The organism is Streptomyces sp. NPDC056061 (assembly GCF_042266885.1).
Classification (GTDB): Bacteria; Actinomycetota; Actinomycetes; order Streptomycetales; family Streptomycetaceae; genus Streptomyces.
Genome location: NZ_JBHJWQ010000024.1, coordinates 118,786 through 137,034 on the forward strand (window position 1 = coordinate 118,786; position 18,249 = coordinate 137,034).

Genomic DNA, 18,249 nt, shown 5'->3' on the forward strand with positions numbered 1-18,249 from the left:
TCGGCCGCGCCGGGGGTCCGGGGGGGCCCCCACTTCCCCTATTTACATTCCGGGGGGTATTGGGGGGGGGGGGGGGGCCCCGGGTTATGCGGGTCCCCCCCCCGCCCCCTTTACCTGGCGTCACGCATGGGTGCGCAGCAGCGTCCGCATCGTCCGCATGGCCACCGACAGGTTCGCCAGGTCGAACGCGTCCGATCCCCGGATCTCCTCAAGGGTGGAACGCGACCGGCTGAGGATCGCCGCGTTCCTCTCCTCCCACGCCTCGAACCGCTCCTGGGGCGTCGAGGTCCCGTTGCCCACGGCCAGCACGTCCGCAGTGAGCGCGGCGTGTGCCGCGTACAGGTCCTCGCGGATGGAGGCGCGGGCCATGGACTGCCAGCGGTCGGCCCGCGGCAGCTCGATGATCCGGTCCATCAGCTGGGTGATGCCCAGCCGGTCCGCGAGGTCGTAGTACACCTCGGCGACGGCGAGCGGGTCCTTGCCGGTGCGCTCCGCGATCGCCACGACGTCCAGCGCCGGGAAGGCGGAGGAGAATCCGGCGACCCGCTGGGCCAGCTCGCCCGGGACGCCCGCCTCGGTCAGCTCGTCCAGGATCGACTGGTACCAGTCCAGGTCGGCGCCCTGGAGCATCTTGGGCAGTTCGGCCCAGACCTGCTCGACTCCCGCCTTGAAGAAGTCGATCGTCTCGGCGATCGCCAGCGGCTGCGGCCGGTTGCCGAGCAGCCAGCGGGTGCCGCGCTCCACGAGCCTGCGCGAGTGCAGCCGGATCCGGGTCTGCACATCGGCGGCGACCTCGTTGTCGAGCGCCTCGACCGCGTCCCACACCTGGCCCAGGCCGAAGATCTCGCGGGCCGCGAACTGCGCCCGCACGATCTCCTCGACGGACGCCCCGGTCTCCTCCCGGAACCGGTGCAGGAAGCTCGAACCACCGGAGTTCACCGTGTCGTTGACCAGCACCGTGGTGATGATCTCGCGGCGCAGCGCGTGTCCGTCGACCGCCTCGGGGAACTGCTCGCGCAGCTGCTGCGGGAAGTAGGCGTGCAGCAGCTTCTGGAGGTGCGGGTCGTCCGGGAGGCTGGTCCGGATGAGGTCACGCGCCGCAGTGATCTTGGTGTAGGCGAGCAGCACGGCAAGTTCCGGCTGGGTCAGACCCCTGCCGCCGTTCAGCAACTCGCGGATCTGCCGGTCGTTGGGCAGGAACTCCAGCCCGCGGTCCAGGTCCCCGTCGCGGCCCAGTCGGCGCATGAAGCGCTGGTGGGCGTGGAGCAGGGAGGCCGACTGGGCGGTGGCGTTGGCGAGCGCCACGTTCTGCGCGTAGTTGTTGCGCAGCACCAGGCGGCCGATCTCGTCGGTCATGTCGGCGAGCAGCTTGTTGCGCTGCTTGACGGTCATGTCGCCGTCCCGGACGAGGCCGTTGAGCAGGATCTTGATGTTCACCTCGTGGTCGGAGGTGTCCACACCGGCGCTGTTGTCGATCGCGTCGGTGTTGATCCGGCCGCCGCCCCGGGCGACCTCGATGCGGCCGAGCTGGGTGGCACCGAGGTTGCCGCCCTCGCCGACGACCTTGGCCCGCAGGTCCTTGCCGTCGACCCGGACCGGGTCGTTGGCCTTGTCGCCGACGTCCGCGTTCGATTCGGCGGACGACTTGATGTACGTGCCGATGCCGCCGTTCCAGACCAGGTCCACGGGGGCCTTGAGGATGGTCTGCATCAGGTCGGCGGGCGTCATCTTGGTGACGCCGGCCTCGATGCCGAGCGCCTCGCGGATGTGCGCGTTGATCGGGATCGACTTGGCGGTGCGCGGGTGGATGCCGCCGCCCGCGGAGAGCAGTTCCTTGTCGTAGTCGGCCCAGGAGCTGCGCGGCAGGTCGAACAGGCGGCGCCGCTCGGCGTACGAGGTGGCGGCGTCCGGGGTGGGGTCGATGAAGATGTGCCGGTGGTCGAAGGCGGCGACGAGCCGGATGTGCTCGGAGAGCAGCATGCCGTTGCCGAACACGTCACCCGACATGTCGCCGACGCCGACGACGGTGAAGTCCTGTGTCTGGGTGTCGTGGCCGAGTTCGCGGAAGTGCCGCTTGACGGACTCCCAGGCGCCGCGGGCGGTGATGCCCATGCCCTTGTGGTCGTATCCGGCGGAACCGCCGGAGGCGAACGCGTCGCCGAGCCAGAAGCCGTAGGAGACCGCGACCTCGTTGGCGATGTCGGAGAACTTCGCGGTGCCCTTGTCCGCGGCGACGACCAGGTAGGTGTCGTCCTCGTCGTGCCGGACGACCTCCTTGGGCGGCACGACCTCGCCGGCCACCATGTTGTCGGTGATGTCGAGCAGCGCCGAGATGAAGGTGCGGTAGGAGGCGATGCCCTCGGCCATCCAGGCGTCGCGGTCGACGGCCGGGTCCGGGAGCTGCTTGGCGACGAAGCCGCCCTTGGCGCCGACCGGCACGATGACCGTGTTCTTCACCATCTGGGCCTTGACCAGGCCGAGGATCTCCGTGCGGAAGTCCTCCCGCCGGTCCGACCAGCGCAGACCGCCTCGGGCGACCTTGCCGAAGCGCAGGTGCACGCCCTCGACACGCGGCGAGTAGACCCAGATCTCGAACGCCGGGCGGGGTGCCGGCAGGTCCGGGATGGACTGCGGGTCGAACTTCATCGAGACGTAGCCGTGCGGCGTGCCGTCCTCCTCCGTCTGGAAGAAGTTGGTGCGCAGGGTGGCCTTGATGACGGTGAGGAAGGAGCGCAGGATGCGGTCCTCGTCGAGCGAGGCGACCTGGTCCAGGGCCCCGTCCAGCTCCTCCAGGAGTCCGTCGGTCAGCTCGGTGCCGGCGCTCTGCCGCTCCGGGGACATCCGGGCTTCGAAGAGGGAGACCAGCAGCCGGGTGGTGTGGACGTTGTTGCGGAGAGTGCTCTCCATGTAGTCCTGGCTGAAGGTCGAACCGGCCTGCCGCAGGTACTTCGCGTAGGCGCGCAGCACCATCGCCTGGCGCCAGCCCAGGCCGGCGCCGAGCACCAGCGCGTTGAAGCCGTCGTTCTCGGCGGCGCCGGTCCACACGGCGGCGAAGGCGTCCTGGAAGCGGTCGCGGGCGTCGTCGGCGAGGTAGTTGCCGCTGCCGTTGGTCTGCGGCATCCGCAGCCCGAAGTCGTAGATCCAGGCGTGGGTGCGGTCCGCGCAGCGCAGCTCGTACGGGCGCTCGTCGACGACCTCGACGCCGAGCCGTTGCAGGGCGGGGAGGACCGCGGAGAGGGAGACCTGCTCACCCGTGCGGTAGATCTTGAAGCGGCGCTCGCCGGGTCCGGCGCCGACCGGCTCGTACAGGCTGAGGGCGAAGTCCTTCTCGTCCTTCTTCAGCGCTTCGAGGTGGACCAGGTCGGACACCGCGGCGCGCGGCGAGTGGTCGGCCTTGTAGCCCTCGGGGAACGAGCGGCCGTACTGGCGCAGCAGCTCGGCGGCGCGTTCCTCGCCGCACTCGGCGGTGAGCGCCTCCTGGAAGCCGTCGGCCCAGGAGCGGGCGGCCTCGACGAGCCGGGCCTCGATGCGGTCCGCCTCCGCGTCGGTGAGGTGCGGCAGCTCGGTGCCCGGCGCGACCCGGACGACGAAGTGCAGCCGGGAGAGGATCGACTCGGTGTTCCAGGCGGTGAAGTCGACGCTGATGCCGCCCAGTTCCTCCTTGAGGATGTCGATCAGGCGCAGCCGCACACCGGTGGTGTAGCGGTCGCGCGGCAGGTAGACCAGCGCGGAGTAGTAGCGCCCGTACTCGTCCTGGCGCAGGTAGAGCCGCAGCCGGCGGCGCTCCTGGAGGTACAGCACGGAGGTGACGATGGAGCGCAGCTGGTCGACGGGCGTCTGGAAGAGCTCGTCGCGCGGGTAGGTCTCCAGGATCTGGACCAGGTCGCGGCCGTCGTGGCTGTTGGGCGAGAAGCCCGCGCCCTCCAGCACCTCGGCGACCTTGCGGCGGATGACGGGCACCCGGCGCACGGACTCGGTGTAGGCGGCGGACGAGAACAGGCCGAGGAAGCGGCGCTCCCCGATGACGTTGCCGGCGGCGTCGAACTTCTTCACGCCGACGTAGTCGAGGTAGCTGGGGCGGTGGACGGTCGCCCGGCTGTTGGCCTTGGTGAGGACGAGGAGCCGGTGCTCACGGGCCTTGGCCCGGACGTCGGCGGGCAGCCGGTCGAAGGACGGGCTGACCGGGTGGGCCTCGTCGACGGTGTGGTGCGGGTCGGAACGCAGGATGCCGAGGCCGGTGCCGGGAATGGCGGCCAGCGCGTCGCTGTCCTTGAGCTCGTACTCGCGGTAGCCGAGGAAGGTGAAGTGGTCGGCGGCCAGCCAGCGCAGCAGCTCCCTGGCCTCCTCGACCTCGTCCTCGCCGAGGTCGTCGAGCGGCTCGCCGGGCAGGTCGTCGGCGATGCGCAGCGCGGCCTCGCGCATCTTGCCCCAGTCCTCCACGGCCTCCCGCACGTCGGAGAGCACCCGCAGCAGGTCGGCGGCGATCTGCTGGAGGTCGGCGCGGTCGGTCTCACGGTCGATCTCGACGTGGATCCAGGACTCGACGAGCGCGTCGTGCGGCAGCTCGGCGCCGCCGTCCTTGGCGGTCTTGGCCGCCTTCCGGCCCTGCGGGGTCGCCGGGAGGCCGTTGCCCTCGGTGAGGACCTCGATGAGCTTGCCGGTGACGTCACGGCGGACGACGACCTGCGGGTGGATCACGACGTGGATGCCGCGGCCCTGGCGGGTCAGTTCGTTGGTGACGGAGTCGACGAGGAACGGCATGTCGTCGGTGACGACCTCGACGACGGAGTGGCTGCACGTCCAGCCGTTCTCCTCGACGGTCGGGGTGTGCACCCGGACGTTCGCCGTGCCCTGCGGACGAGCCTCCGCGAGCCGGAAGTGGGAGGAGGCGGCGCCGAAGACGTCGACGGGGTCGCGGCCGCCGATGTCCTCCGGGGCGGTGTGCAGGTAGTAGCGCTGGAGGTAGGCGAGGATGGTGTCCTGGCCGGGACGTTCCTGCTCGGTCCCTGCGGCTGCGACACGCACCCGCGGGGCACCGCCCGGGCCACCGACACCACCGCCCGGGCTGTTGTCAGCTACCTTGGCGGCCCGTGCGAGCAGCTCTGCCTTGGCTTCGTCCAGCTTGGTCTGCATGTCCTCTGGCTCCTGTCGCGCGCCGTTGCGTGACGTAGGTGTAAACAGCGACGTACCGCCACGACACGGGGTTACCGGTCGGATTCGACGCTATGCCGCTTCGAGAGATTCCGGGGACCATATTGGCCATTCTTGACGCTCGTCCCGGGTGGAGAGGATCAGTCGTGGCCCGGGTGCTGTGGCACTCCGGGCGCAGGCCGGGGGCTTCGCTGCCCCCGAGACGTATCGCACTGATCACGGGGTCCAGGCTATCTCGACACCACCCATAACCGTCACGAGCCGCATGTGTACAAAAGACGGGGCGGAAGTTTGACACTCTGGACAGCGCGTCGGCCCGTGCTGTCGCACTCTGGTACTCGGAACAGGCCGACGAACCGTGGGAGCCCCGCCATGGCACCGAAGATCCTGATCGTCACCGGCGACGCCGCCGAGTCCCTGGAAGTCCTCTATCCCTACCAGCGGCTGCGCGAGGAGGGCTACGACGTCCACGTCGCGGCCCCCGCCCGCAAGATCCTCCGCTTCGTGGTCCACGACTTCGAACCGGGCTTCGACACGTACACCGAGAAGCCGGGCTACACCTGGCCCGCCGATCTCGCCTTCTCCGAGGTCGCCCCCGAGGACTACGTCGCCCTCGTCGTGCCGGGCGGACGTGCCCCGGAGTATCTGCGCAACGATCCCGAGCTGCGCAAGATCCTCAAGGCGTTCTTCGACTCGGACCGGCCGGTCGCGCAGATCTGCCACGGTCCGCTGATGACGGCGGCGGTCGACGCGCTGACCGGCCGGCGCGTCACCGCGTATCCCGCGCTGGAGCTGGACATGCAGGCGGCGGGCGCCGCCTTCGAGGACCACGAGGCGGTGGTCGACGGGGTGCTGGTCTCCTCCCGCGCCTGGCCGGACCACTCGGCGTGGATGCGCGAGTTCCTGAAGGTGCTCCGCACGAAGGCCCCGGTGACCGCCTGACGCCACTCGTACGGCCACCCGGCCCGGCTCCGCCCGTGACCGCCCGACGTCACTCGTGGCCGTCGCGGCCCGGCTCCGTCCCGTCGCCCCGTCCGGCCCCGCGCCCGCGTCACCCGGCCATGCGCGCGGCGAGGTCCGCGGCCTCGGCCAGGCTGTCGACCACGGGCACCCCCGCCGCCTCCAGGCTGGACCTGCTGTGCGATCCCCCGGTGTAGAGCACGGCCCGCGCGCCGACATGGGCCGCGGCCACGGCATCGTCCACGGCGTCACCGATGACCACGGTGCGCTCCGGAGACACGCCGTCCAGCGCGGCGAGGTGCCGCTCCATGTGCCGCGCCTTGCTGCCGCCGGACGGGCCGGTGCGCCCGTCGACCCGCAGGAAGTGCCGTTCGATGCCGTACCCCCGCACCGTGGGGACCAGCTGGTCGTGCCCGTACATGCTCAGCAGCGACTGGCTCCCGCCGTCCAGCCGCCACCGCGCGAGCAGGTCCGCAGCGCCTTCGGTGAGCCCGCAGGCGGCACGCCGCTCGGCGTAGTACTCGTGGAAGATCACGTCCATCCGCTCCCATTCGGCGTCCGTGGGCAACCGGCCCATCAGCCGCTCGTAGAAGCGGGGTATCGGGATGCAGTACATCTCGCGGTACTGGTCCAGCGTGATCGGCTCCAGGCCGACCTCGCCGAAGGCGGCGTTCGTCGCACCGACCACCGCGGCGTTGTCGTCGAGCAGAGTGCCGTTCCAGTCCCAGACCAGATGCGTGCGGTGCTTCCCGTGCGTCCCCATGACGAAGAAATGTACCGCCCGGGTCCGACAATCCGCACGGGAGCGGTGCGGCCCCGGCTGCGGGGAGGAGGCCCGGCACGGACGCTCCGCCCGGAGGGAGCCCCGGCCCGGCGTCAGCCGATCAGGTTCGGGATCTCCTGGATGCCGAACCACAGCAGCTCGTGATCCTCGGCACCGTCCACGGTGAACTGCGCGTCGTCGTCACCGAGGTCCGCCGCGCCCAGCGCCGCCGCGGCCGCGGCGACGTCCTTCTCCGCGTCGTCCGCGTCGACGTGCACCGAGGCGGCGTCGGTCAGCGCCACTGCGGACGCGATCCGCACCTCTCCGAGCGACGAGGCGTCGAGACTGCGGTCCGGGTCGGCCACGGCCGCGCCGTCCGGTACGTCGACGGCTACGACGACCCGCCGCCGGACGATGTCGGGGTTCTGGGCGATCAGCCGCAGCGAGGCCGCCGCGGCCCGGTTCAGCGCCGCGTACTCCAGCTCCTCGATGTCGTCGGAGACGTACCACTCGCGCAGCCCCGGCGTCACCGCGTAGGCGGTCAGCGGACCGGGGCCGATCTCGCCCGCCCGATGCGCCGCTGCGAGACCGGACAGGGTCAGGGGGACGTACACGCGCATGGCTTGCCGCTTTCGTAGTCGGAAACGCCCTCAGGATACGTGCGGCATCCTCCTTTGGGGCTACGTGCGCCCCGGCCGGCCCCGTCCACCCGGCAACCGCCTCTCACCCTCCCCGCGCCTGCCGCGCACTCCGCCGCACGGCCTCCATCACCCGGATAGGTGATTCACCCCTTCCCTCTCCGGAGGCGCACCGGTGCTTGCCAGCACCTTCCCGCCGCCGTAGAAGATCCCCATCAGAAGTTACTGCCCGGTACTGACCCGGGCCTCTGAAGCACGGGGGCGATGCGCGATGAGCACGAACAGGACCCGACCCGCAGGACGGCACGACCGCCGCAGGCCCGAGACCGTACCGCCGCAGCGCACGAGGGTTCCCCGGCGTGTCCGTCCCCACCAGTGGTTCGCCGAGCGTCTGCTGGCCGTTCTCAGTGGCCAGCGCCCGGTGCACTGGATGCTCGGACACACCATCGGCGAGGCGTACGACCAACTCGCCGAACTGGCGCCGCGCACCCCGCTCGGCAGCTGCGGGGCCCGCCCGGTGATCCGCATGTGCCACGGCGCCCAGCCGGTTCCGGGGGTGGTGGAGGCGTGCGCGAGCATCGCGGCGGGCGAGCAGATCCGGGCCATCGCCTTCCGTCTGGAGCAGGGCAGGGACCTGCGGTGGCGCTGCGCGGCGGTGGAACTGGGCGACGAGAGGCTGCACGCGGCCGCATCCCGGTGAGCGTGCCGCGCCGTTCCGGCCGGGGCACGGGACCCGTTCCTGCCCGGAACCGGCCGAAGAGGCCGACCGCACGAGCCGCACCGCCACGCCCCGGAGAGAACCCATGGCCCGGAACTGGAACTGGAGCTGGAACTGGAACCGGAACCGGAGCTGGAACCGAAACGGGAGCCGGAAGGAGAACGAGGGACGGGAACGCGCCGGGGCCGGGCACCCTCGAAAGGTGCCCGGCCCCGGCCGCGACCCGACCGGCAACGGCGTCGGGTCCGCCCGACGCCGCACCGGTACCGATGTACCGCTACTTCTTCCGGCGGCGTCCGCCGCCGCCCTTCTGCGCCTTGCGCCGCTCCGCCCGGGTCATCCCGCCGGAGCCGGACGCCGCGGCGGAGTCGTCGCTGGAGAAGTCGCCCTCGACGACCCCGCCCTCGCCGTCCACCGTGGGGGCGGAGAAGTGCAGCCGATCCGGGCGCTGCGGGGCGTCGAGCCCCTTGGCACGGATCTCCGGCCGTGCCGCCGGGACGACGTCCTCCTTGGCGAGCGAGGTCGGCTCGGCGGATTCCTGCACCGGAACCTCCTCGACCTGCTGCTCGACCTGGACCTCCAGGTTGAACAGGTAGCCGACGGACTCCTCCTTGATGCCCTCCATCATGGCGTTGAACATGTCGAAGCCCTCGCGCTGGTACTCGACCAGCGGGTCCTTCTGCGCCATGGCCCGCAGGCCGATGCCCTCCTGGAGGTAGTCCATCTCGTAGAGGTGCTCACGCCACTTGCGGTCCAGGACGGACAGCACCACGCGCCGCTCCAGCTCGCGCATGATGTCCGAGCCCAACTGCTTCTCACGCGCCTCGTACTGCTCGTGGATGTCGTCCTTGATGGACTCGCCGATGAACTCGGCGGTGATCCCGGCCCGGTCCCCGGCCGCATCCTCCAGGTCGTCGACGGTGACCTTCACCGGGTACAGCTGCTTGAACGCGCCCCACAGCCGGTCCAGGTCCCACTCCTCGGCGAAGCCCTCGGCGGTCTCCTGACGGATGTAGTCGTCGATCGTGTCGTCCATGAAGTGGCGGATCTGCTCCTGGAGGTCCTCGCCCTCCAGGACCCGGCGACGCTCGCCGTAGATGACCTCGCGCTGCCGGTTGAGCACCTCGTCGTACTTCAGGACGTTCTTCCGCGTCTCGAAGTTCTGCTGCTCGACCTGCGACTGGGCCGACGCGATCGCCCGCGTCACCATCTTGTTCTCGATCGGCACGTCGTCCGGCACGTTGGCCATCGACATGACGCGCTCGACCATCTGCGCCTTGAACAGCCGCATCAGGTCATCGCCGAGCGACAGGTAGAAGCGGGACTCGCCCGGGTCGCCCTGACGTCCGGAACGACCGCGCAGCTGGTTGTCGATACGCCGCGACTCGTGCCGCTCGGTGCCCAGGACGTAGAGCCCGCCGAGATCCTTGACCTCCTCGAACTCCGCCTTCACGGACTGTTCGGCCTTCTCCAGCGCGGCCGGCAGCGCGGCCGCCCACTCCTCGACGTGCTCGACCGGGTCGAGGCCGCGCTGGCGCAGCTCGGCCTCGGCGAGGTCGTCGGGGTTGCCGCCGAGCTTGATGTCGGTGCCTCGTCCGGCCATGTTCGTCGCGACCGTGACGGCGCCCTTGCGGCCGGCCTGGGCGACGATCGTCGCCTCGCGGTCGTGCTGCTTCGCGTTGAGGACCTCGTGCTGGACGCCGCGCTTGGAGAGCTGCTGCGAGAGGTACTCGGACTTCTCGACCGAGGTGGTGCCGACCAGGATCGGCTGGCCCTTCTCGTGCTTCTCGACGATGTCGTCGACGACGGCGGCGAACTTGGCGACCTCGGTCCGGTAGATCAGGTCCGACTGGTCGGCGCGGATCATCGGGCGGTTGGTCGGGATCGGGACCACGCCGAGCTTGTAGATCTGGTGGAACTCGGCGGCCTCGGTCATCGCCGTACCGGTCATGCCGGAGAGCTTGCCGTAGAGGCGGAAGAAGTTCTGCAGGGTGATCGTGGCGAGCGTCTGGTTCTCGTCCTTGATGTCCACCCCCTCCTTCGCCTCGATCGCCTGGTGCATGCCCTCGTTGTAGCGGCGACCGGCGAGGATTCGGCCGGTGTGCTCGTCGACGATCATGACTTCGCCGTCGATGACGACGTAGTCCTTGTCCTTCTTGAAGAGTTCCTTGGCCTTGATGGCGTTGTTGAGGTACCCGACGAGCGGGGTGTTCACCGACTCGTAGAGGTTCTCGATGCCCAGCCAGTCCTCGACCTTCGAGACACCGGACTCGTGGATGGCGACGGTCCGCTTCTTCTCGTCGACCTCGTAGTCGCCGGTCTCCTCGACACCCTTGAGCGGGTTGCCCGCCTCGCCCTTGGTCAGGCGCGTGACCAGCTTGGCGAAGTCGCCGTACCACTTGGTGGCCTGGTCGGCCGGGCCGGAGATGATCAACGGCGTACGGGCCTCGTCGACGAGGATCGAGTCGACCTCGTCGACCACGGCGAAGTTGTGGCCGCGCTGGACGAGCTCGTCCGCGGACCATGCCATGTTGTCGCGGAGGTAGTCGAACCCGAACTCGTTGTTCGTGCCGTACGTGATGTCGCAACCGTACTGCTCACGGCGCTGGGCCGGCGTCATGTTGGCGATGATGCAGCCGACGGTCAGGCCCAGGAACTTGTGGACCCGGCCCATCAGCTCGGAGTCGCGTTCGGCCAGGTAGTCGTTGACCGTGATCAGGTGCACGCCCTTGCCGGACAGCGCGTTGAGGTACGCCGGCAGGGTGCCGACCAGGGTCTTGCCCTCGCCGGTCTTCATCTCGGCCACGTATCCGAGGTGCAGGGCTGCGCCGCCCATGAGCTGGACGTCGTAGTGGCGCTGTCCGAGGACGCGCTTGGCCGCCTCGCGGACGGTCGCGAACGCTTCGGGAAGCAGGTCGTCCAGGCTCTCGCCGTCCGCGTACCGTTCCTTGTACTCGTCGGTGAGCGCCCGCAGCTCGGCGTCGGAGAGGTTGATGAAGTCCTCTTCGATGGAGCTGACCTGGTCCGCGATGCGGTGCAGTTTGCGCAGGATCTTGCCTTCGCCTGCACGCATGAGCTTGTTGAAGACGGACACTGAGGCTGGTCTCCTTGCCGGTCGGGCCTGGCACTGGGTCGTGTGATGGACGCTGGCGCGGGCACGGTAGGCGGGCCCCACCGCAACGGCCATCGTAAGCGAGGACCCCGCCGCGCCGGGAGGGCTGCCGCCGCGTCGACCGCTCCATCCCTTCCGAGTCAACGGACGGGGGACGCCGAAGGTGCCGGGAAGTCCGAAAAGTGTTCGCCTCCCGGCCGCAGCCTCACCAGAATCCGTTCATGGAACCGATCACCCTCACCACCGAGCGTCTGCTGCTCCGCCCGTTCACCGATGCCGACACGGACAGGATCCACTCCGCCTGCCAGGACCCCGACATCCGGCGTTGGACCGTCGTGCCCTCCCCGTACCGCCGTGCCGACGCGGAGTTCTTCACCCAGGAGATCTGTCCGGGCGGCTGGCGGGACGACTCCATGTACAACTTCGCGGTGGTGCTGCGCGAGGGCGAAGCCCTGGCCGGTGCCCTCGGCCTCACGCGCCGCAACCTCCCGGACACGTTCGAGGTGGGGTTCTGGACCGCCGAGGAGCACCGGGGCCGCGGCTACACGACGGAGGCGGTGCTGTCCGCAGCCCGCTGGGCCTTCGACTCGCTCGGCTGCGACCGGCTGGAGTGGCGGGCCGAGGTCGGCAACGCCGCCTCGCGCGCCGTTGCGCTGAGGGCCGGCTTCCGCATGGAGGGCGAACAGCGGTCGGGGCTGCTCAACAAGGAAGTGCGGCGCGATGCCTGGGTCGGTGCGCTGCTCCCGTCCGATCTCGGCCTGCCGGGCGGCCGGACCTACCTGCCCGCGGCCGACCGGCCCACCGGCCTCCCGCCGGACCGACCGAACTGACTGGACTTTACTGAACTCACTGAACCTACTGAACCTACTGAACCGACCGGACGCCGGTCCGCTGTCAGTGCCTGCGTCTAAGGTGCGGGACATGACGTCTGTGCCGCCCCCCGCCGTCGAACTCTCCGCCGACCAGGCCCGCAGGATCGCCCTGCGCGCCCAGGGCTTCCTGGGGGCACCGAACCGCAGGGCCGGGGTCCCCGGGGTGCTGCGGCATCTCGGTGCCGTCCAGCTCGACACGATCTCGGTGCTCGCACGTTCGCACGAACTGATCCCCCGCGCGCGCCTCGGCACGGTCGCCAGGCGCACGATCGAGGAGGCGTACTGGTCAGGCGGCCGCACCTTCGAGTACTGGTCGCACGCGGCCTGCATCCTGCCGGTCGAGGAGTGGCCGCACTTCGCCTTCCGCCGCCGCGCGTACCGCAACCGCCCCCACTGGTACCACGACCTGCCGGACGGCGCCTACGAGACGGTGATCAAGCAGTTGCGTACCGAGGGCCCCCTGACGGCGACGGAACTGGGCGGCGCGAAGAACGGCGGCGAGTGGTGGGACTGGTCGGCCTCGAAGGTCGCCGTGGAACGTGCCCTGATGTACGGCGAGGTGGTGTGCACCGAGCGCCGCGGCTGGAAGCGGGTGTACGACCTCGCCGAGCGGGCGCTGCCCGACGCGGTGCTGCACGACGATCTGGACGACACGGAGTGCCTGCGGCGGCTGGTGGCGCTCGCGGGACAGTCCCTGGGCATCGGGACCCGTGCCGACATCGCGGACTACCACCGGCTCAAGGGCGAGCAGTTCGACGCGGTGGTGGCGGACTCCGGCCTGGTACCGGTGACGGTGCGGGGCTGGGCCAAGCCCGCCTGGGCGGACCCGGCAGCGCTGTCCTCGGAGCCGCGCGGTCGGCATCGCACGACACTGCTGTCGCCGTTCGACTCCCTGATCTGGGAGCGGGCACGCACCGAGCGGATCTTCGGCTTCACGCACCGTCTGGAGGCATACACCCCCAAGGCCAAGCGGATACATGGGTACTTCGCGATGCCGCTGCTGGCGGGGGGACGGCTGCGGGGACGTGTCGACCCGGCCCGCGAGGGCAGCACGCTGGTCGCCCGCCAGGTGTCCCTGGAGGACCGCCGGGCCGTGGAACCGATGGCCGCCGCCCTGGTCGAGGCGGCGTCCTGGGTCGGCTGCACGGACATCCGGCTGGAGCGGGTGGACGCACCGGAACTGCGCGGACCGCTCGCTCAGGAGATCACCCGCACCCTGGGCTGAGCCCGTGCCCTGGGCTGAGCCCGTGCCCTGGGCTGAGCCCGTGCCCTGGGCTGAGCCCGCCCTATGGGCTGAGCGTGTGCCCCGGCCCCGGCCCGCTTCCGGCCGCCGTGGCCGGTTCCGTCATCGCGCCGCCGCGCCGTTCACCTGATCTCCAGGATCTTCTCCCGCATGGCGTAGACCACTGCCTCCATCCTGGAGTGCAGCTGGAGCTTCTCCAGAATGTTGCGGACGTGGTTCTTCACGGTGTTCTCGGAAATGAACAGTTCCTTCGCGATATCGCGATTGTTCATGCCCGTCGCCACGAGTTTCAGGACTTCGAGTTCCCGGTCGGTGAGCCGCGGGGCCGGTACGAGCCGACGCTCGTCGGTCCGCTGGATCATCGATTTGAACTCGGTGAGCAGTTTGGACGCCATGGAGGGGCTGATCTGGGACTGCCCGTCGGCGACCGCGCGAATCGCCGTGGCCACCTCGTCCGTGGAGATCTCCTTGAGGAGATAACCGGTGGCGCCCGCCTTGATCGCGTCGTAGAGGTCGGCCTCCTCGTCGCTGATCGTCAACATGATGATCTTCGCACTGGGAGCCACCTCCTTGATCGACGTACATGCCTCGATGCCGCCGCGCCTGGGCATCCGCACGTCCATCAGGATGATGTCGGGCAGCAGATCGGCCGCCTTGTCGACCGCCTCCGCGCCGTCACCCGCCTCGCCGACGACCTCGATGTCCTCCTCCTGCGCGAGGACGATCTCCAGACCTCTACGGAAGAGCGCGTGGTCGTCCACGACGAGCACCCGGATCGGTTCCTTGCGGAAGCCGCCATCCGCAGCAGCGGCATCGTCGGCGTGATACACGCCCCGATGGTCCGCGTCGCGGTGGTCGGCGACGCGATGGTTGGCGTCGCGCACGGGCCCGAAGGTGTCCGCCATCGTTCCTCCCCCTGAAGGCCACGGCCTGAAGTTCACACACGGTCCGCCAACCGCGGTCCGCAGAACACCGGTTGGCTTGGGACGACATGATTTCATGCCCGGACGCCGGAGCGGTGATCCCACTCTCCGCACACGCGTACCCCCGGTAGCGCACAGACGCTCCCGGGGGCACCGTGGAGGGATTCGCTTCAGCCGCCGAGCGCGCCGCCCGCACCGCTCGCGCCATCGGCGGCCAGCGGGTCGGTCCTCAGGTGGATGACACCGTAGTCATAAGCATGCCGCCGGTAGACGACACTGGGTTCCTTCGTCTCGGAATCGACGAACAGATAGAAGTCGTGCCCGACCAACTCCATCTCGTAGAGCGCCTGGTCGAGCGACATCGGTGCGGCGACGTGCGTCTTCTCGCGCATCACCAGCGGACCCTCGCCCTGCACCTCCAGCGAGCCGAACCTGGTGGTCGGTACGACCTCCCCCGTCTCGCCGGGGACCAGTTCCCCCTCGCCGTTGAACGACGCCGCGTCCGGAACGACCTCGCCCACCTCCGCGGCGGAGATCCGGCCGTTGCCGCGGCGGCTGTAGCGCTTGTCGTGCTGCTTGCGCAGCCGCGCCTCCAGCTTGCCGGTGGCCAGGTCCAGCGCCGCGTACGGGTCACCCGCCGCCGCTTCCGCCCGGATGACCGGACCACGCGAGCGGAGCGTGATCTCCACCCGGTCGGAACGGTCGGCCTGACGGGGGTTCGGCTCCTTGGACACCTCGACGTCGAGGCTGATCACCTTGCCGTCGAACTTCTGGATCTTGTCCAGCTTCAGCTTCTCGGCCACGTGCTTGCGGAACCGCTCGGGCACCTCGGTCTTGCGGCCCTTGACGACGATGTCCACGCAGAACTCCGTTCCCGGATCGCTCCGCTCGGCGGCGGAGCATCTCCCTTTTGCACCAGGCCCCGGTATCGACCGGAGCCGCGGACTCGGTGACTTCCACCTCCTGCTCCCCCATCGGCGGGGTATCGACCCCACCGACATTCCTGCTCATGAACCATCGGTGAGCTACCTGCCCGAAACCTGGCGGTGCATTCATTGAGGTCCGGCATTCACCATTCCTCACACAACCGAACATAGCCTGCCCGGCCCGATCTCGGCACCCGCTACTCGCACGTACCTCCGCTCAGGTCTTTTTACTCACTCACTACCTGCAACGTTGCAAGTTCGCGAACAGTTCCGGTTTATTTCGAAGGCCGAGGGAGATACCGCGACAACGGCCGCCCGCACCCTGCCGTGCGGAACCGACCCACACCCGCCGTCGCCGCCGCTCGCCGCGCCGATCGCCCGCGCGGCCTCGGTCAGCGAGGCACCGGTCGTCAGCAGATCGTCCACCAGCACCACCTGTCCGGCCGCGAGGAGCCGCTCACCCCCCGCCACGGCCTCCAGGGCACCCGCGAGATTCTCCCGCCGCTGCCGGGCTCCCAGGCCCGCCTGGTCGAAGACCGCACGACGCTGCCGAAGCACCGGCACCGCCCGCGCCACCACACCGCGTCGCCGCAACTCACCGGCGGCGGCCAACGCGATCCGCCGCATCGGATCATGTCCCCGTGCCGCCACGGCCCGCCGCGCCGACGGCACGGGCACCAGCAGCACCGCACCGGCGGCTCCCGCACGTCCGCCACCGGCCCCGGCCCGGACGGCACCGGCCAGAGCCGTTCCGAGCGCACCCGCGAGCCCCAGCGCGCCCCGCTCCTTGTGGGCCAGGAGCACCGCGCGCACCGTGTTCTCGTACGCCGCGGCCGCGTGCACCACCGGCAGACCCGAGGGCTCCGGCACGGGCCTCACCCGGCGCGGCATCCCGCCGTACAAATCCGCCCGGCATTCCTCGCACAGCTCCACGCGCGGCCTGCCGCAACCGCCGCAGGAAGCCGGCAGGACAAGCCCGGAGATCTCCCGCCACCATCCCCGCATGACTCCACTGTGCGCTCCCCGGGAGAACCCGGCCACCCCTGTGGAAAACGCGGAACGGCGGGAACCGCCGTACGGGCGGCGGTTCCCGCCGGCGGAGCCCGGACGTCAGCCCGGATAGACGAGCGCCGTGCCGTCCTTGACCACCGTCTGCCAGTTGTCCCCCGGGGAGAGTTTCACTATCCCGTCGCTCAGTGTCGCCGCCATCAGCGGCAACTGCTCGTCGTCCGCCGCGGCGATCGACGACACCTGGTTCAGCCCGGGCAGGACGCCCGACGCCGGCGTCGAACCGTCCGTCTGCACATAGCGCACCTGCTGCACGCCGCCCTGTTCCCTGCCGACCACCACGAGACGGCTCCGGCCCGACCACGACATCGCGGTGACATCCGTCAACTGCGGTGCGGCCTGCCGCAGATCCACCACCGAGAGCTGCTGCTCCTCCCCTTCACCGTGCCGCTCGATCCGGCCGATCCTGAGGGTCTTGTGGCCGTCCTGACCCACCAGGAGCGCGATGCGCACACCGTCGGCGGACGTCCGCAAAGCTTCGATCCGCCCGTCGCCCAGGCCCGGCACCGCGACCTCCTGCGGCTTGCCGGCGCCTCCCACCGCCCGCAGCAGCCTCGGCCTGCCCGGATCCCGGTCGGCCACCCAGAGGTCGCCCCGGCCGTCCCAGCTCGGCGCCGACAGCCGGTCCTCCGACTTCTTGCCCTTGCTGCTCACCAGGGCTGCCGGAACCTCACTGTCCGAGACGATGGACGACACGTAGAGGGATGCCTTGTCCGGCGAAACCGCCGCGGCCCACTGCTCGTCCCGGGCCACGCCGATCTCGCCCGCCCCCAGCACGGTGCCGAGCGGGCCGGACACCGGCTCCGGCGTCCCACTGCCCCTGGTACTGCCGGGAATGCGCTCCACATGCCCCTTGGCATTGACGAAATACTGGCTGTCCTGCCCGCTCGACAAACCGTCCGGCGCGAAATCCTCGGCCTCGTCCGCCCCGAGGACGCACAGCTTGGAACCGTCGGGACGCTGCAGGTGGACCTCCTCGATCCGCGCGGACGTCAGATCCCGCACGGTGTAGAGGATCTGTGCGGCCATCATGCGGCAGGTTCCCTGCCCGACGTCATCCGCCTTCTTGTCGAGAGGGACGCTCAACACGTTGTTGTCGTCGGCCGCCAGCGACGTGACCCCCTCCTTCAGCGCCGTGCCCGGAGGAAAGCCGGAGCGGACCACCGGACGCAGCCAGTCGGTCGGGCCCGCCAGGAGACGGCGGACCGCCTGCGTCACGGTGTCCATGCGCGTCGCGGGGTCCGTACGGCTGCGCAGGTAGACGGGGTCGGCCACCAGCGTCGGCCGCTCCCCCGTCCGCCCCGCGGCAAAGTAGTACTTGTCGACCGAACGGTAGAGGCGCCTGAAGTCCGACTGCCCCAGCAGCAACCCGTCGGGCACCATGTCGATGCGCCATTCCTTGCCGTCCGGCCCGTCCTCCCTGACCAGGTGCAGCGTCTCGCTGTAGTCGGTGGGCGCGAGCGGCTGGTAGGCACTCTGGCCGTCGACCGTCGCGACCTTCTCCCCGGTCAGGGTGTAGGCGAGCTCGGTGACGCCGGGATCTCTGTCGCTCAACGGGCGGTCGCTGCGGTTGGGCGCCTCGGCGAGCACCGTCGTGAACGCACTCGGCCTCCAGGCCCTCCGCGCCCGCTGCGTCAGGTACTGACGCGTCGTCTCGAACTTCGGGTCGTCACTGGTCATGGACTCCAGGAAGCCGTCGACGATCTCGTTCGGGGTGGCGTTGGCACGCGGCGCCACGGCGTACACCTGTACCTGCGAATCGCCGAGCGGCGGACCGTCGACGGGCCTGACGTCCCCCGTGGTGGGCATGGAACTGCATGCGGAAAGCAGCACCACACCGGACCCGAACAGCGCCAACGCCCCCCGCACGCGTCC

The 18,249-nt window shown here is 70.1% G+C and carries 12 protein-coding genes; 4 read left to right on the forward strand and 8 right to left on the reverse strand.

The window, feature by feature from the left end:
* Positions 1 to 120: 120 nt before the first annotated feature.
* Positions 121 to 5,133, reverse strand: a complete 5,013-nt coding sequence (locus tag ACFC79_RS28365) for an NAD-glutamate dehydrogenase (RefSeq protein WP_376245618.1) — start codon at positions 5,131 to 5,133, stop codon at positions 121 to 123.
* A 390-nt stretch (positions 5,134 to 5,523) separates the two neighbouring features.
* Here ACFC79_RS28365 and ACFC79_RS28370 point away from each other — a divergent pair, with 390 nt between their 5' ends.
* Positions 5,524 to 6,093: a DJ-1/PfpI family protein gene (locus ACFC79_RS28370; RefSeq protein WP_376245621.1), complete on the forward strand. Its 570-nt coding sequence runs from the start codon at positions 5,524 to 5,526 to the stop codon at positions 6,091 to 6,093.
* Between the two features lie 109 nt (positions 6,094 to 6,202).
* Here ACFC79_RS28370 and ACFC79_RS28375 read toward each other — a convergent pair whose 3' ends face one another.
* The gene (locus tag ACFC79_RS28375; protein WP_376245624.1) at positions 6,203 to 6,874 is read right to left on the reverse strand and encodes an HAD family hydrolase; all 672 of its coding nucleotides are present in this window, start codon (positions 6,872 to 6,874) and stop codon (positions 6,203 to 6,205) included.
* 113 nt (positions 6,875 to 6,987) lie between these two features.
* Positions 6,988 to 7,494, reverse strand: coding sequence for a DUF6912 family protein (locus tag ACFC79_RS28380; protein ID WP_376245627.1), 507 nt, complete (start codon positions 7,492 to 7,494; stop codon positions 6,988 to 6,990).
* A 289-nt stretch (positions 7,495 to 7,783) separates the two neighbouring features.
* On the opposite strand from ACFC79_RS28380, the gene ACFC79_RS28385 reads away from it, so the two are divergent.
* Positions 7,784 to 8,212: an Rv3235 family protein gene (locus ACFC79_RS28385; RefSeq protein ID WP_376245629.1), complete on the forward strand. Its 429-nt coding sequence runs from the start codon at positions 7,784 to 7,786 to the stop codon at positions 8,210 to 8,212.
* Positions 8,213 to 8,507: 295 nt separating this feature from the next.
* On the opposite strand, the gene secA is transcribed toward ACFC79_RS28385, so the two are convergent.
* Positions 8,508 to 11,324 (reverse strand): preprotein translocase subunit SecA, encoded by a 2,817-nt coding sequence (gene secA / locus ACFC79_RS28390; protein WP_376245631.1) that lies wholly within the window; start codon positions 11,322 to 11,324, stop codon positions 8,508 to 8,510.
* Positions 11,325 to 11,563: 239 nt separating this feature from the next.
* Here secA and ACFC79_RS28395 point away from each other — a divergent pair, with 239 nt between their 5' ends.
* Positions 11,564 to 12,172: a GNAT family N-acetyltransferase gene (locus tag ACFC79_RS28395; RefSeq protein ID WP_376245633.1), complete on the forward strand. Its 609-nt coding sequence runs from the start codon at positions 11,564 to 11,566 to the stop codon at positions 12,170 to 12,172.
* A 91-nt stretch (positions 12,173 to 12,263) separates the two neighbouring features.
* Complete coding sequence (locus ACFC79_RS28400; RefSeq protein ID WP_376245636.1) at positions 12,264 to 13,439, forward strand: winged helix-turn-helix domain-containing protein; 1,176 nt, start codon at positions 12,264 to 12,266, stop codon at positions 13,437 to 13,439.
* 140 nt (positions 13,440 to 13,579) lie between these two features.
* On the opposite strand, the gene ACFC79_RS28405 is transcribed toward ACFC79_RS28400, so the two are convergent.
* From ACFC79_RS28405 to ACFC79_RS28420, 4 genes are all read right to left on the reverse strand, one after another.
* Positions 13,580 to 14,362 carry a response regulator gene (locus tag ACFC79_RS28405; RefSeq protein WP_376245638.1) on the reverse strand — a complete coding sequence of 261 codons (783 nt, stop codon included), beginning with the start codon at positions 14,360 to 14,362 and terminating at the stop codon, positions 13,580 to 13,582.
* Between the two features lie 188 nt (positions 14,363 to 14,550).
* Positions 14,551 to 15,240, reverse strand: a complete 690-nt coding sequence (gene hpf / locus ACFC79_RS28410; RefSeq protein WP_376245641.1) for a ribosome hibernation-promoting factor, HPF/YfiA family — start codon at positions 15,238 to 15,240, stop codon at positions 14,551 to 14,553.
* A gap of 297 nt (positions 15,241 to 15,537) precedes the next feature.
* On the reverse strand, positions 15,538 to 16,311 hold the full coding sequence (locus ACFC79_RS28415) for a ComF family protein (protein ID WP_376245644.1): 774 nt from the start codon (positions 16,309 to 16,311) through the stop codon (positions 15,538 to 15,540).
* A gap of 105 nt (positions 16,312 to 16,416) precedes the next feature.
* Entirely contained in the window at positions 16,417 to 18,183 is a 1,767-nt protein-coding gene (locus ACFC79_RS28420; protein WP_376245647.1) for an LpqB family beta-propeller domain-containing protein, read from the reverse strand.
* Between the last annotated feature and the right edge of the window lie 66 nt (positions 18,184 to 18,249).